Source organism: Noviherbaspirillum sp. L7-7A, assembly GCF_019052805.1.
In the GTDB taxonomy this organism is placed as follows: Bacteria; Pseudomonadota; Gammaproteobacteria; order Burkholderiales; family Burkholderiaceae_D; genus Noviherbaspirillum_A.
On sequence record NZ_JAHQRJ010000001.1, the window covers coordinates 54,899 to 69,210 of the forward strand.

13 protein-coding genes and 1 tRNA gene are annotated in these 14,312 nt (G+C 61.6%); 10 read left to right on the plus strand and 4 right to left on the minus strand.

What is annotated here, in order from left to right:
- Nucleotides 1–59 precede the first annotated feature (59 nt).
- The 7 genes from KTQ42_RS00280 to dnaG all read left to right on the plus strand — a co-directional run bounded on the left by KTQ42_RS00280 (nucleotide 60) and on the right by dnaG (nucleotide 7,358).
- Nucleotides 60–1,565, plus strand: a complete 1,506-nt coding sequence (locus KTQ42_RS00280; protein ID WP_217343674.1) for a hypothetical protein — start codon at nucleotides 60–62, stop codon at nucleotides 1,563–1,565.
- Between the two features lie 74 nt (nucleotides 1,566–1,639).
- Entirely contained in the window at nucleotides 1,640–2,644 is a 1,005-nt protein-coding gene (ybiB, locus tag KTQ42_RS00285; protein WP_217343675.1) for a DNA-binding protein YbiB, read from the plus strand.
- Nucleotides 2,613–3,398 carry a uroporphyrinogen-III C-methyltransferase gene (gene cobA, locus KTQ42_RS00290; RefSeq protein WP_217343676.1) on the plus strand — a complete coding sequence of 262 codons (786 nt, stop codon included), beginning with the start codon at nucleotides 2,613–2,615 and terminating at the stop codon, nucleotides 3,396–3,398. The genes ybiB and cobA overlap by 32 nt, the downstream gene beginning before the upstream one ends.
- Nucleotides 3,399–3,477: 79 nt before the next feature.
- Complete coding sequence (locus tag KTQ42_RS00295; protein ID WP_217343677.1) at nucleotides 3,478–4,674, plus strand: NAD(P)/FAD-dependent oxidoreductase; 1,197 nt, start codon at nucleotides 3,478–3,480, stop codon at nucleotides 4,672–4,674.
- A 79-nt stretch (nucleotides 4,675–4,753) separates the two neighbouring features.
- A complete protein-coding gene (gene rpsU, locus KTQ42_RS00300; RefSeq protein WP_005665410.1) occupies nucleotides 4,754–4,966 on the plus strand; it encodes a 30S ribosomal protein S21 in 213 nt (70 codons plus the stop codon).
- 106 nt (nucleotides 4,967–5,072) lie between these two features.
- Nucleotides 5,073–5,522 (plus strand): GatB/YqeY domain-containing protein, encoded by a 450-nt coding sequence (locus tag KTQ42_RS00305; RefSeq protein ID WP_217346752.1) that lies wholly within the window; start codon nucleotides 5,073–5,075, stop codon nucleotides 5,520–5,522.
- A gap of 30 nt (nucleotides 5,523–5,552) precedes the next feature.
- Nucleotides 5,553–7,358 carry a DNA primase gene (dnaG, locus tag KTQ42_RS00310; protein ID WP_217343678.1) on the plus strand — a complete coding sequence of 602 codons (1,806 nt, stop codon included), beginning with the start codon at nucleotides 5,553–5,555 and terminating at the stop codon, nucleotides 7,356–7,358.
- A 94-nt stretch (nucleotides 7,359–7,452) separates the two neighbouring features.
- Here dnaG and KTQ42_RS24330 read toward each other — a convergent pair whose 3' ends face one another.
- The gene (locus KTQ42_RS24330) at nucleotides 7,453–7,791 is read right to left on the minus strand and encodes a hypothetical protein (RefSeq protein ID WP_349292106.1); all 339 of its coding nucleotides are present in this window, start codon (nucleotides 7,789–7,791) and stop codon (nucleotides 7,453–7,455) included.
- Between the two features lie 31 nt (nucleotides 7,792–7,822).
- Between KTQ42_RS24330 and rpoD the strand changes: the two genes are divergently transcribed.
- Together rpoD and KTQ42_RS00320 are read left to right on the plus strand one after the other, a co-directional pair.
- Nucleotides 7,823–10,063 carry an RNA polymerase sigma factor RpoD gene (gene rpoD / locus KTQ42_RS00315; RefSeq protein WP_349292107.1) on the plus strand — a complete coding sequence of 747 codons (2,241 nt, stop codon included), beginning with the start codon at nucleotides 7,823–7,825 and terminating at the stop codon, nucleotides 10,061–10,063.
- An 83-nt stretch (nucleotides 10,064–10,146) separates the two neighbouring features.
- A tRNA-Ile gene (locus KTQ42_RS00320) sits at nucleotides 10,147–10,225 on the plus strand.
- A gap of 91 nt (nucleotides 10,226–10,316) precedes the next feature.
- Here the strand turns inward: KTQ42_RS00320 and KTQ42_RS00325 are convergent.
- Nucleotides 10,317–10,781, minus strand: a complete 465-nt coding sequence (locus KTQ42_RS00325) for a hypothetical protein (RefSeq protein WP_217343680.1) — start codon at nucleotides 10,779–10,781, stop codon at nucleotides 10,317–10,319.
- Here KTQ42_RS00325 and KTQ42_RS00330 point away from each other — a divergent pair.
- Nucleotides 10,780–12,069 (plus strand): IS5 family transposase, encoded by a 1,290-nt coding sequence (locus KTQ42_RS00330; RefSeq protein WP_217343681.1) that lies wholly within the window; start codon nucleotides 10,780–10,782, stop codon nucleotides 12,067–12,069. The genes KTQ42_RS00325 and KTQ42_RS00330 overlap by 2 nt on opposite strands.
- A gap of 51 nt (nucleotides 12,070–12,120) precedes the next feature.
- On the opposite strand, the gene KTQ42_RS00335 is transcribed toward KTQ42_RS00330, so the two are convergent.
- Both KTQ42_RS00335 and KTQ42_RS00340 read right to left on the minus strand, forming a co-directional pair.
- Nucleotides 12,121–12,921 (minus strand): hypothetical protein, encoded by an 801-nt coding sequence (locus KTQ42_RS00335; RefSeq protein WP_217343682.1) that lies wholly within the window; start codon nucleotides 12,919–12,921, stop codon nucleotides 12,121–12,123.
- Nucleotides 12,922–13,062: 141 nt separating this feature from the next.
- The gene (locus KTQ42_RS00340) at nucleotides 13,063–14,241 is read right to left on the minus strand and encodes a hypothetical protein (protein ID WP_217343683.1); all 1,179 of its coding nucleotides are present in this window, start codon (nucleotides 14,239–14,241) and stop codon (nucleotides 13,063–13,065) included.
- Between the last annotated feature and the right edge of the window lie 71 nt (nucleotides 14,242–14,312).

Consider the following 14,312-nt stretch of genomic DNA (forward strand, 5'->3'; position numbering starts at 1 on the left):
TAATTAATCGAACCCGTTGCTGGCCGGCGTAACCCAGGCCGTCCGACAACGGAGGGAACATGGATAATTCAAGCATCGCGCTCAAGCGCACCTATGACGTCAATGCCGATGGCATGGATGTCAACGAAGCATCGCCCAAGGCCGGCCAGGCCAAGCGGCGCCGTATCGACGAGCCGGGCCAGGCCAGGCCGCCGCTGCTGACATCGCTGCATCCCGGCGGCACCGATGCGCCGGGTCCGCTGATGGCGCTCCCCCTGGAATTGCTCGGCGAAATTATCGGCTGGCTGGGCGAGGAGCATCTGTCCTCCCTTGTCAGGACATCCAAACCGACTTACAACGCCGTGCAGTGCCTGCAGCTTGCCCTGCCGGCTTCCTACCAGGAAGGACGCCTGCCACTCCAGGCGAAGCAGCAGAGGGTCATGACATCGGTCAATCTGCTGGAGCGCCAGGCACTGGACTGGCGGGATCGCCTGGAAAGCATGCGTGGCGTCTACGTTGCGCCTGCCCAGGCCCGCGGGCTCATCAGCGACTATGCACGTGGCCTGGGCGAGCGTTACCGGCATGTCAGCGTTTTTCTCGACGAGCCGGGTCTGAGCCAGATTGCCGCCGGCCTGGTTGCCAGCACCGGCTGGCGCCACCTGGAAATGGTGGCATGTACTTCGGCCTCGGCCCAGATCGCGTGCTTTCTCAACTTGATCGTGACCGGCCTGAAGAGCCAGCAACCTTCGGAACGGCGTCAACTCAGCCTGCAGATCAGCGCTGCGCTGGAACCTTCGGTGGTTGAAAAACTGACGGCTACCCTGTCGACCCTGCTGGCAAGCGACACCCCCATGGATGTCACCGGCATGCAGATCAAGGCGCCGATGTTGCAGCCGCTTGCCCAATTCCTGCGTGCCAATCCATGCCTGCAACGCCTGTCGCTTGACCTGCGGGACGATACGACAGGCGACTGCGCAAGCCAGGTGCTGGGCCTGCTGGAAAGCTGCGCCGCCCAGCCTGGCGGCCTGTTCCTGCAGGGTCTGGGTGCCGACATGGATTATTCAAGGCTTGCCGCCCTGCTGCTTGCCAGGCCTTCCATCAGGTCGCTCTCCCTGGCCGGGAAAATTCCGGAGGAGACGCCAGGCTACCCGTTGCTGGCCAGCCTGCTCCATCCCGGTTCGCTGGCCAAGCTGGGCCTTTCCCAACTGACCTTGCAGGCCGAACATCTGGCCGGCCTGGCGCCGGTGCTTGCCGCGCAAACCGGCTTGCATACGCTGAAGTTCCGCTGCTGCGCGTTCCCCGACGGGATAGCGCCGCTGATCCAGGGCCTTGCCGCCAACCGCTCGATCGTCCGCATGGAACTGGTCGACTGCACCATCGCCGGCAACGCCGGAAACAGCAGCGCACAGAGAGAGGTCATGAAGGCATTGCGGCACAATACGGTGATCCGGCAACTCAAGATCGGCTACCGCGACTTGAATAGCTTCGAAACTGAAATGGCGGAGCTGCGCCGGCATAGTCCGCAGCTCAAGGTAATCCGCTATGCACCTTTCCGGGCAGGCATCAGCGCCACGGCGCAGTCCTGAATCCTGTCTGGCAACAGGTTCGGGCAGCCGATCAGGGTCGCGCGCAAGGCGGCCGGCATAGTAAGCTTGCGGCCATGAATACTGAACCCACCTCCTTCCCCGCCGCCCGCTTCATCAAGGAAATCGGCCGCGGCAAAAAAGGCGCGCGCAGCCTGTCGCGCGACGATGCCCGCGATCTGTACGCCGCCATGCTGGACGGCCGCGTCTCCGACCTCGAAATGGGCGGCCTGATGCTGGCCATGCGCATCAAGGGCGAATCGGTCGATGAAATCGCCGGCTTCCTGGATGCCGGCGAAGCCTCGTTCGAGCCGCTTGCCGTCCCCGCCGCCGCCTTCGCGCCCATCGTGATCCCCAGCTATAACGGCTCGCGCCAGATGCCCAATCTCACGCCGCTGCTGGCCCTGCTGCTGGCCCGCGGCGGCGCGCCGGTGCTGATCCATGGCGTGATCAACGATCCGGGCCGCGTCACCACGGCCGAGATTTTGCATGAACTGCAGATCGCGCCGGCCGGCAGCCTGGCCAAGGCCGCCGCGCTGTTTGCGCAGGGCTTGCCGGCTTTCATGCCGGTCGATGCGCTGGCGCCCCGGATGGCGCATCTGCTGTCGTTGCGGCGCGTGCTGGGCGTGCGCAACTCGACCCATACGCTGGTAAAGATCATGCAGCCCTTCGCCGGCGCGGCGCTGCGGCTGGTGTCCTATACCCATCCGGAATACCTGACCATGCTGAGCGAGTACTTCAGCCGTGCCGCTCCGGTCGATAAGGGAGACGCCTTCCTGATGCGCGGAACCGAAGGCGAAACCGTGGCCAATGCCAAGCGGGCGCAGCAGATCGAATGGTTTCACGACCATCAATGCACTACCCTGGTGCAAAAACAGGCGCCGGTCGATGAAATGCCCCCACTGCCGGCCCAAAGCGATGCAGCCACGACCGCTGCCTGGATCAGGGCGGCGCTGGAGGGCAGGGAGCCCGTGCCTGCCCCCATTGCCGAGCAGGTGGAACACTGCTTGCATGTAGCGAAGCTGTTACGGCAAAAGCAGGATAGGCATCATGAGCGCAACAGCAACATTGAAGACAACTAGCACGGGCAAGGTATTTCTGGTCGGCGCCGGCCCCGGCGACCCGGACCTGCTGACCATCAAGGCCGTCAAGGCCATCGCGGCAGCCGATGTAGTGCTGCTGGACGACCTCGTCAATCGCGAGGTGCTGCAGCATGCGCGGCCGGATGTGCGCATCGTGGAAGTCGGCAAGCGCGGCGGCTGCCAGTCCACGCCACAGGAATTCATCGAGCGGCTGATGGTGGCCGAAGCGCGCGCCGGCCACTGCGTGGTGCGGCTGAAGGGGGGCGACCCGTTCATCTTCGGCCGCGGCGGCGAGGAATGCGCCACGCTGCGCGCCGCCGGCATCGAGGTCGAGGTCGTCAACGGCATCAGCAGCGGACTGGCCGCGCCCTCGGCCATCGGCGTGCCGCTGACGCACCGCGCCTACAGCCAGGGCGCCATCTTCATCACCGGCCATGGCAAGACCGAGCACGACAACCCAGACTGGGCCACGCTGGCCCGGCTCGACCTGACGCTGGTGATCTATATGGGCGTGGCGCGCTGCGCCGAGATCCAGGCAGCCCTGCTGGCTGGCGGCAAGCCCGCCGATACGCCGGTGGCGGTGGTGCACTCGGCCACCGGCGCCGCGCAGGCCCAACTCATCACCACGCTGGGCGCGCTGCCGCAAGCGCTTGCGGCTTCCGGCCTGGGCAGCCCGAGCATCATCGTCATCGGCGACGTGGTGCGCTGCGCCGCCGGTGCCGGTGCCGTGCTGCCGGAATCGCTCGCGGCCTGAGCCGGCGGCCCGCCAACGCGCCAGCACGCCGGCAGGCCAATGCCGCTACAATCGCGGCTTCGTTTTCTGAAGTCCTGCCATGTCCCAGCATTTTGATGTCGCGGTGATCGGCGCCGGCGCGGCCGGCATGATGTGCGCCAGCGTCGCCGGCCAGCGCGGCAAGCGGGTGGTGCTGATCGACCACGCGACCCGCCTGGCCGAAAAAATCCGCATCTCCGGCGGCGGCCGCTGCAATTTCACCAATATCGACGCCGGCCCGCAGAATTTCCTGTCGGAGAATCCGCATTTCTGCCGCAGCGCCCTGTCGCGCTACACGCCGCAGGATTTCCTTGGCCTGATGAAGCGCCACGGCATTGCCTGGCATGAGAAGCACAAGGGCCAGCTGTTCTGCGACCGTTCCGCCGAGGACATCATCGCCATGCTCAAGGCCGAGTGCGACGCCGGCGGCGTGGCATGGCGCATGCCGACCAGGGTGCAGTCGCTGCGCAGGGAAGGCGAGGACTTCATCGTCGCCACCGAGGGCGGCGAGCTGCGCGCCGGGTCTGTGGTGATCGCCACCGGCGGCCTGTCGATTCCGAAGATCGGCGCCACCGACTTTGCATTCCGGATCGCGCGCCAGTTCGACATTCCCCTGGTCGAGCCGCGCCCGGCGCTGGTGCCGCTGACCTTCGACCTGGCGGCCTGGCAGCCTTTCGTGCCGCTGGCCGGCATCGCACTGCCGGTCGATATCGAAACCGGCGCGAAGAAAACCCGCATGCAGTTCCAGGAAGACCTGCTGTTTACCCATCGCGGCCTGTCCGGCCCCGCAGTGCTGCAGATTTCCAGTTTCTGGAAGGATGCGGCAAGCCTGTCGCTGAACCTGCTGCCGGAAGTCGACGTCGGCGAGGAACTGCTGCGCGACAAGGGCGCCATCCGCAAGAACCTGGTGAACCATCTGTCTCAGTGGCTGCCGTCGCGGCTGGCCGAAGGCCTGCTGACGGCGAACGGCTTCGATCCCGCCGCCCGACCGGCCGACATGCCGGACAAGCAGCTGCGCCGGCTGGGCGACACCCTGAACCGCTGGACCATCACGCCCGACGGCTCGGAAGGCTACCGCAAGGCCGAGGTCACCCGCGGCGGCGTCGATACCCGCGCGCTGTCGCAGCAGAGCATGATGGTCAATGCGGTGCCCGGCCTGTATTTCGTCGGCGAGGCGGTCGATGTCACCGGCTGGCTGGGCGGATACAACTTCCAGTGGGCATGGGCCTCCGGCGTCGCCGCCGGAAAAGCAATTTAAATCGCACAAACACCTTTCTTTTGAAAAAAAGGGCTGTTATACTCGCCGTCTTCCCATTCCAAACCTTTGGTTTTTGTACATGACCACTATTCGCCTTAAAGAAAACGAGCCGTTCGAAGTCGCTATGCGTCGCTTCAAGCGCACCATTGAGAAAACCGGCCTGTTGACCGAATTGCGGGCGCGCGAGTTTTATGAGAAGCCGACCGCTGAGCGCAAGCGCAAGCTCGCGGCTGCCGTGAAGCGCCACTACAAGCGCATCCGCAGCCAGCAATTGCCGAAAAAACTGTACTGATTACCCGCCGCACACGTTGCGGTTGAGGTGGCAACCCGCTCCGGAAAGTCCGCAGCGGGTTTTGGCATTTATTGATCCGCCTGCCGGATCGTTGAAAAGGATCATCATGGGCCTGAAGGAAAAAATCACCGAGGACATGAAGGCGGCCATGCGCGCCAAGGATGCCCAGCGTCTTGGCGCCATCCGCCTGCTGACCGCCGCCATCAAGCAGAAGGAAGTCGATGAGCGCATCGAGCTCGACGACGCCCAGGTGCAGGCCATCATCGACAAGATGATCAAGCAGCGCCGCGACTCCATCAGCCAGTTCGAAGCCGGCGGCCGCCAGGACCTGGCCGATGCCGAGAAGAGCGAGCTGACGGTGCTGTCGGCCTACATGCCGGCTGCCTTGTCGGAAGAGGAAGTCCAGTCCGAGGTTGCCGCGGCAGTGGCGTCCACCGGCGCCGCCGGCCCGCAGGACATGGGCAAGGTGATGGCCGTGCTCAAGCCGAAACTGGCCGGACGCGCCGACATGACAGCCGTCTCCGCGCTGGTGAAATCGGCTCTTGCCAAGCGCTGATACCGGCCGGCCTGCGGCTCTGACGCCGTCGTGATTCCGCAATCCTTCATCCAGGACCTGCTCGCCCGCGTCGACATCGTCGACGTGGTGGGCCGCTTCGTCCAGCTGAAGAAGGGCGGGGCCAACTACATGGGCCTGTGCCCATTCCATAACGAAAAATCCCCGAGCTTCACCGTCAGTCCGACCAAGCAGTTCTATCACTGCTTCGGTTGCGGCGCCCATGGCACCTCGATCGGCTTCCTGATGGAATATTCCGGCCTCGGCTATGTCGAGGCGATCAAGGAGCTGGCCCAGAACGCCGGCATGACGGTGCCGGAAGACGAAAGCCGGGTGCCATCGGCCAGGCGCGCCGAGGCCCAGGCGAAAAGCCTTGCGCTGTCCGAGGCCATGTCGCGCGCGTCCGACTTCTACCGCCAGCAGCTGCGCACTGCGCCGCAGGCCATTGCCTATCTGCAGAAACGCGGCCTGACCGGCGAGATCGCGGCGCGCTTTGCGATGGGCTATGCGCCCGCCGGCTGGGACAGCCTGCGCGCCGCGTTTCCCGACTATGCCGATCCGGCCCTGGTGGAAGCCGGCCTGGTGATCGACCGTGCAGCGGAAGAGGGCGGCGCGCCGCACAAGCGCTACGACCGCTTTCGTGACCGCATCATGTTCCCCATTCGCAACACCAAGGGCCAGGTAATCGCTTTTGGCGGCCGTGTCATGGACACTGGTGAACCAAAATACTTGAATTCGCCCGAGACGCCCCTATTTCAGAAAGGCAGCGAGCTATACGGTTTGTTCGAGGCGCGGCAAGCGATCCGGGAAGCCGGGTATGTACTGGTCACTGAGGGATATATGGATGTTGTGGCACTAGCCCAGCTTGGATTTCCACAGGCAGTGGCGACCCTGGGTACTGCCTGTACACCGGTCCATGTGCAGAAACTGCTGCGTCAGACTGACCATGTCGTGTTCAGCTTCGACGGCGATGCCGCCGGCCGCCGTGCCGCCCGCCGCGCGCTGGATGCCTGCCTGGTCCACGCCGGTGACAGCAAGAGCATGCGCTTCCTGTTCCTGCCGGCCAGCCACGATCCGGACAGCTATGTCCGCGAACACGGCGCCGAGGCCTTCGAGGAACTGGTCCGCGAAGCAACGCCGCTATCGCAGTTCCTGCTCAGCGAAGTCAGCGCCGAAGGCGAACTCCACACCGCCGAGGGCCGGGCCCGGGCGCAGTTTCATGCCAGGCCGATGCTGCAGGCAATGCCGCCGTCGTCCTTGCGCCTGCAACTGGTACGCAGCCTGGCCAACCTGACGCAGACCACGCCGGCCGAAATCGAGACGCTGTTTGAACTGAGCAAGCCGGTGGCTGTCGCGCCGCAACGCGCCGCGCCGCCCCGGGCCGGCAGTCGTTCGGCGCCTGAAGGTCTGGAAAAGAAGGTGATCCGCTTGCTGATTGCCCAGCCGGTGCTGGCCGCCGAGATCGACCAGGCGTCGCTGGAAGCGCTGGCCCAGGTCTCGCCCGACAGTGGCGAACTGCTGTCTCAGCTGATTGCCGAGGCGCGGGCGATGGGAGCGCAGGCCAATTTCGCCGGACTGGCAGAGCGGCTACGCGCCGCCGGCCCGGCGTTCGACGCTCTGATCAGCGTCATTGCCGCCGACACGGAATATGATGTCGAAAGCGCAAGGGCGGAACTGGCTGGTGCCGTACGGCAGACGCGCTTGAAGCTGTTGAACGCGGAAATGGAAAGGCTGGCAGCCGGCACCATGACGCCTGACTCGCATGCGCGTTACCGCCAGTTAATGATGGAACGCGAGGAGTTGAAGCAGCAGGCGGCGGCCGAGGCAAAATTGCGCTGAATTGGCAATGTTGCTTGTGCGATAGTATGCTATGTTATTATTTAAAGCTTTTTATTCAAGATCTTAGGAGTGGTCGAGGTCCGGTTTCAGCAGTTCATGAAATACCATAGCGCTGCACTTTCGCGCGATACGCAATCAATCTGATGTAGGGCGCAAGTCCGCAAACTGTTGGTTTTGATTCCATGGCGAACGCAATGAAGAAACCCGTGAAACACCAGGCGGCCCCGGCAACCGAGGCCCAGACAGCGCCGGCCACACCGGCGGACAAGGTCGGCGCGACTGCGCCGAAAGCGGTTTCCCGTGCAGCCACGGCGCCTTCCGCCAGCAAGTCATCTCCCGCAAAACGAGCATCCACTCCCAGGCCTGAAACAGCGACGGCCAAGCCAGGCAAGGCAAGCCGGCAAGTGGAAAAATCTTCATCCAAAGCGGCCATAGAGCCGGCTTCTGCGCATTTGAAAGCTCCCGTGACAACCAAGAAAACCGAATCCAAAGCCGCCGGAAAGACCGCCAAGCTGGCAGCGCCTGTCGAGACCAGGCAAGAGACATCCGTATCCCCGGCCATGGGCACTGTCAGCCAGACCACCGACGCGGCAACGCTTGCCGCGATCGACACGTCCGGCTACGTGCTGCCTGGCGTGAAAGTGCCAGGCCGCCGTGGCCGCAAGCCCAAGGACTTCCAGCCGGAGAACGAGGAAGTCGCCGCGCTGAATGCCGTCGAACGCGCCGAACTGAAGGCGGCCGACAAGGCCAAGGCGCGCGACCGCAAGGCCAAGGAAAAGGCGTTGCTGAAAGACGCCTTCTCGTCCGACACCGAGGCCAGCGAAGAAGAACTCGAGCGCCGCCGGCAAAAGCTCAAGACGCTGATCAAGCTCGGCAAGGAGCGCGGTTTCCTGACCTATTCGGAAATCAACGACCATCTCCCGGAAAACATCGTCGACCCGGAAGCGATCGAAGGCATCATCGGCACCTTCAACGACATGGGCATCGCGGTCTACGAGCATGCGCCGGATGCGGAACAGCTGCTGCTGTCCGACAGCGTGGCGTCGGCCGCCAGCGACGACGACGCCGAAGCCGCCGCCGAGGCGGCGCTGTCAACCGTCGACTCCGACTTCGGCCGCACCACTGACCCGGTGCGCATGTACATGCGCGAGATGGGCTCGGTCGAGTTGCTGACCCGGGAAGGCGAGATCGAGATCGCCAAGCGGATCGAAGACGGCCTGAAGGACATGATCCAGGCCATCTCCGCGTGCCCGACCACGATTTCCGAAATTCTCGCCGCCGCCGATCGCATCTCCAAGGACGAGATCAAGATCGACGAAATGGTGGATGGCCTGGTCGACGACAACCAGGCCGAGGCGACGCCTGCGCCGGCTGTCGTTGCCGCTGACGCCGACGACGAAGACGAGGAAGAAGGCGACGAGGAAGAGGACGAGGAAGAGGAGGAAGCCAGCACTGCTGCTGGCGCCGCAGGCTTCTCGGCCGAGCAGCTCGAGCAGCTCAAGCGCGACGCGCTGGGCAAGTTTGGCGTGATTGCCGAGCAGTTCGACAACATGCGCAAGGCGTTCGAGAAGGAAGGCTACAACTCCAAGGCCTACGTCCGGGCGCAGGAAGCCATTTCCAATGAATTGCTGGGCATCCGCTTCACCGCCAAGGTGGTCGAAAAGCTGTGCGACACCCTGCGCGGCCAGGTCGATGAAGTCCGGCACATCGAGAAGCAGATTCTGGATGTGGCAGTCAACAAGTGCGGCATGCCGCGCAACCATTTCATCAAGGTCTTCCCGGGCAATGAAACCAACCTGGACTGGATCGATGGCGAAGTGGCCGGCAATCATCCTTACAGCGTCATACTCGGCCGCAATGTGCCGACCATCAAGGAACTGCAGCAGAAGCTGATCGACCTGCAGGCCCGCGTGGTGCTGCCGCTGCCCGACCTGCGCAACATTAATAAGAAAATGGCCGCCGGCGAAATGAAGGCGCGCAAGGCCAAGCGTGAAATGACCGAGGCCAACCTGCGCCTGGTGATCTCGATTGCGAAGAAGTACACCAACCGCGGCCTGCAATTCCTGGATTTGATCCAGGAAGGCAATATCGGCCTGATGAAGGCGGTAGACAAGTTTGAGTACCGTCGCGGCTACAAGTTTTCGACCTATGCCACCTGGTGGATACGCCAGGCCATCACCAGGTCGATCGCGGACCAGGCGCGCACGATCCGTATCCCGGTGCACATGATCGAGACCATTAACAAGATGAACCGGATTTCCCGCCAGATCCTGCAGGAAACCGGCGCGGAACCGGATCCGGCGACGCTGGCCATCAAGATGGAAATGCCGGAAGACAAGATCCGCAAGATCATGAAGATCGCCAAGGAGCCGATCTCGATGGAAACCCCAATCGGCGATGACGACGACTCGCATCTGGGCGATTTCATCGAGGACAACAACACACTGGCGCCTTCCGATGCCGCCCTGCATGCCTCGATGCGGGGTGTGGTGAAAGACGTGTTGGATTCGCTGACACCACGCGAGGCCAAGGTGTTACGGATGCGTTTTGGCATCGAAATGTCGACCGATCACACCCTGGAAGAAGTGGGCAAGCAGTTTGACGTCACACGTGAGCGGATCCGCCAGATAGAAGCCAAGGCACTAAGAAAACTGCGTCACCCGTCGCGTTCGGACAAGCTAAAGAGTTTCCTCGAAGGCAGTTAATCGGCTGCACTTTTCGTTGTACAATGCTGCCGGCCCTGAGCAAGGGTCGTGCAGTTTTGGCAAGCCATGCTTGCCACCCAATTGGGCCTCTAGCTCATGCTTGGTTAGAGCAGCGGACTCATAATCCGTTGGTGCCGTGTTCGACTCACGGGAGGCCCACCAGAATAAAGAAAGCCAACCTGTTTAAGGTTGGCTTTTCATTTTCAGGGATTCCGATGGCCGCTCGCTGGACGATCCAATCAGGACTCAGGGCTCAGGGCAGCACCCGCCATTTGCCATCAACCCTGATAAAGAGATACTTCAACACCAGCCCTTTTCCCGCTTTTGCAGTCACCCCGCATCTGTACGTATTTTCTCCGGCATCTTCACATCCAGTTTTTCTTGCATCTGCCCGCATCATTGCCAGATCCCCAAGCAGCATTTTCGTCGGTCCGAAATCACTAAGGGTGTCGAATATCTCGGCTTCTGATGGCTCGCCTTTGCCGCAACCTGCCAGCGTAAGCAGGAGGGCCGCGACGCCAGCGCGAAAGGGATGAGGGGAACGATATCCTGCTGCCATGGCTAGTCGGTGTTTCGTGCGGCGTGATAAGTAGTCGGCGCTGAAATATAGCGAACGCCCAGCACGGATGCGGTCTTGGCTGAGATAGGTCAGTGTTAGATTTGCAGGAACAGCCACTATAACTGGCCTTTTCCTTGCAAATTTGGCGGAGGTTTCCATGCGCAGGAAACGCCGTATTTTCCAGCACAGCAACACGCAGGGGTACCCGCTGCGGGAGCATATCGACCTGCACCATCCTCTCGTGGAATTGGCCGACATGATCGACTGGGCCGCCATTGACCGCGTCGCGACCGAGCCGTTTCAGCCCGGGCCGGGGCGCCCAATCCTGCGGCCACGGCTTGTCGCCGGCCTCCTGTACCTGCAGCATGCATTCAATCTCTCCGATGAACAGGTCGTCGCCGGCTGGCTGGAGAACCCATATTGGCAGGTGTTCACCGGCGAGACACATTTGCAGACTGAGCCACCCATCGACCCGTCAAGCCTGTCGCGCTGGCGCAATCGTTTAGGCGAAGTCGGCATGGAGGAATTGCTGGCGCAAAGCATCGAAGCAGCCAAACGCGCCAATGTGATCAAGCCGTCGAGTATGCAGCGAGTGATTGTCGATACGACAGTCATGGAGAAGGCAATTGCCTATCCAACCGATTCGGCATTGCTGGAACGCAGTCGTGAACACTTGGTAAAGGCAGCACGCCAGTGCAGCCTGCGTCTTCGTCAGAATTACAACCGTGAAGCGCCCCGCCTGGTGCAGCAGATTAGCCGCTATGCCCATGCCAAACAGTTCCGGCGCATGCGTGCAGCCTTGCGTACCCTACACTCACGAGTGGGACGAGTTCACCGCGATATCGCACGTCAGCTGGACCAGGTGTGCCTGCCGCAGCGCAAGGCACTCGATGACCTGCTGTCGCGGACTGGCCGCATCCTGACGCAACTGCGCAAAGACAAGAACAAGTTGTATGCGCTACATGCGCCTGAAGTGGAATGCATTGCCAAGGGCAAGGCCCGAACACCGTATGAATTTGGCGTAAAGGTGTCAATCGTCACTACGTTGAAAGAAGGTCTGGTGGTCGGCGCGCGTTCCATGCCAGGCAATCCCTACGATGGCCATACGCTCCACGAGGCGCTGGAGCAGGCCGAAATCCTCTCCGAGGTCAAACCGCTGATGGCATTCGTCGACCGCGGCTATCGCGGTATCGAGGTCGACGGGGTGCAGATCTGGAAGTCAGGCCAGCGACACGGTGTCACGCGAGGCCTCAAGGCGATGATCAAGCGCCGCAGCGCTATTGAACCCATCATCGGCCATATGAAGAACGACGGTAAGCTGGGGCGTAATTGGCTTAAAGGGGCATTGGGCGATGCCATGCATGCAGTGCTTTGCGGCGCTGGACATAACATCCGGCTCATCATTAACAAGCTTAAATCCTGTCGGCCGATGACTCCGGCTTATTGAAAAGTAGAATTGTTCAGCATCGACTAAGTAAGACGGTCCCGGCGCATCGGCTTATCGTTGCACCGCAAGGAAATAATGGAAGCGATAGGGTGCAATGCCGTCACTTCCCACACTCGACTGCAGCACGATGGCGTATCGGGTGACCCCGTTGACACCGTAACGGAATGCCTGGCCGGAATAGGCGCCGCTTCCCCTGCCATTTGCGTTGGCAATCAGGATGCCTGGATATCGTTCAGGATTGAGCAGGTCAAACGCCTGGTTCTTCGGGAGGGTCGAGTTCGTGATCGACATATATAACGTGCCATCCGTATTGATCTTCAATGTTTCCACTTTCGATTGTGCGAGCAGCGCGCAATCGAAAACATCAAAGGTAGTGCCCGACAGGTCATCCACGGACCCGTTCTGCACGCGTTCCAGAGAACTCGATGCAAATACCTGGGTGACTTCATTCGTGGTGGAGGCGGATGCATTGCAGCCCATCAGCAGATTGCCATTGAACCGGTACGCCCCGCTCGACAAGGGCCCAGCCCATGATACCGTCGCGTAGGCATCCGACGTGGATACCAGTTCCGTTCCTGCTGCAACGGGAAACTGGATTGAACCTTTTTTCGATGCGGGATCGAAATTCACCGCCGCACTGAGTGAAGGGACGGCATAGCCTTTGTCCGACATCACAGTATTCGTCGCCTGATACTGGGCATACCGGATTGTTCCCTGGGCTGCCGCGGTCTCCGCCGATGCAACCGAGGAGCCTGGTCCGGCCGTGGTGGCTTTATAAGCACCCGGATCGCTGCTGCCGCCGCAGGCGGCCAGGGCCAATAGCATCAAGGAGGCACAGACATTCTTTTTCATTGTTCTTTTCTTGGAAATCGCATTGCAAAAACCGCCTGAAGCGCATGGCCCTGCAAAGTGATGGCATGGCGTGTATCCGTTTTCTCGGATGGCCTGTGCATCGCCGGCACCGGATGCCGACGAAGACAGTTGCTGAAGCAATTACAACCTGGTTGCCGTCACGCTTCCTGCCGCCGTGCATTCCTGGCGCGTGGCGTCCAATGACCAGGTGTTCGCAGACAGTTCAGCGTAGTTGCCCGTGAACTTTCCAGCTGAAATATCGAGTGTGCCGTTCAGCTTGAAATAGCCTTCCGCGTAATAGGTGACCTGGGAAGTCATCATGGAAACCGCGAGTGGATCCGGTTCCGTCAGGCTGACCGCACCGGTTTTCGGGTTGTAGCTTCCCACGGTCTGGATGCCGTCATGCCTGAGCACGAAAATGCCGCGCGACGCGTCGACCGCAATGTCCACAATCACAGATTCATTGCTGGTATTGATTTCGCAGAAAATGCTTGAGCCATTATTGAAGCTGACGGCAGACGGAACGTGAAAGGAAGTCACCTTGGTGGAAAACTGGTAGCTCGCGAAATTGGCCGCCATTGCGTTTGCCAGATCCTGGTCGACAGCGCTGACGACACTGGCATTGGCTGCATCGTTTACCCATTGCGTCGCTGTCTTGCTGGTTGTGCCCAAGGTTTGGCCCCTGACTGCCGCTGACGCCAGCAGCAGCGTGTTGCTGGCCTGGCTGCCAAGCAGCGAACCGGCCTGCCCGAAGTCAATCACGGCCTTGACGACCACTGCCGCAGGGCGAATTTTCGTGTAATCGGGAACGTAGGCATCGATTTCGGCCTTGGACACGGTGCCGTCGTTATTGATATCGGCCAGAACGAAATCTGCGGTGGTGAAATGCGAGATGCGGGCGGAAGGCAGGCTGGATGCTGTCACAGTAGTGCCGCCGCCCGCCGCCTCCATGACCTGCGCAAGCGTGCCCAGCGCCGAGGCGAGCTTGATATTGCTGCCTTTGCTGGCAACCAGGGTCAGGAAGCCAGGCGCGAGATCGTTCGGTATCGCGATCGTGTAATTGCCCTCTGCATCGGTGTCGCTGGAACAGAGGGCAGCGCCGGCCGCATTTTTCACCAGCACGCCATCGGAAAAGAGACAGACCTGGGCTCCGGCGATCGGGCCGTCGCTGACCAGTCCGCTCAGCGTAATGGCATTACCACCGGCTCCGGCTCTGGCGCCGGAGCCTGACGCATTGCTGCTGTCGCCGTTGTTGCTGCTACTGCCGCCGCAGGCGGCCAGGAAAAAGGGGAGAACGGCAATGGCTGCTGCTTTATGCATGAATTTCCTCAATTGGATAGGCAAAAAACCTGTTGCGGCGAACAGCATTTGACAAGGCTGAACGGAATTGT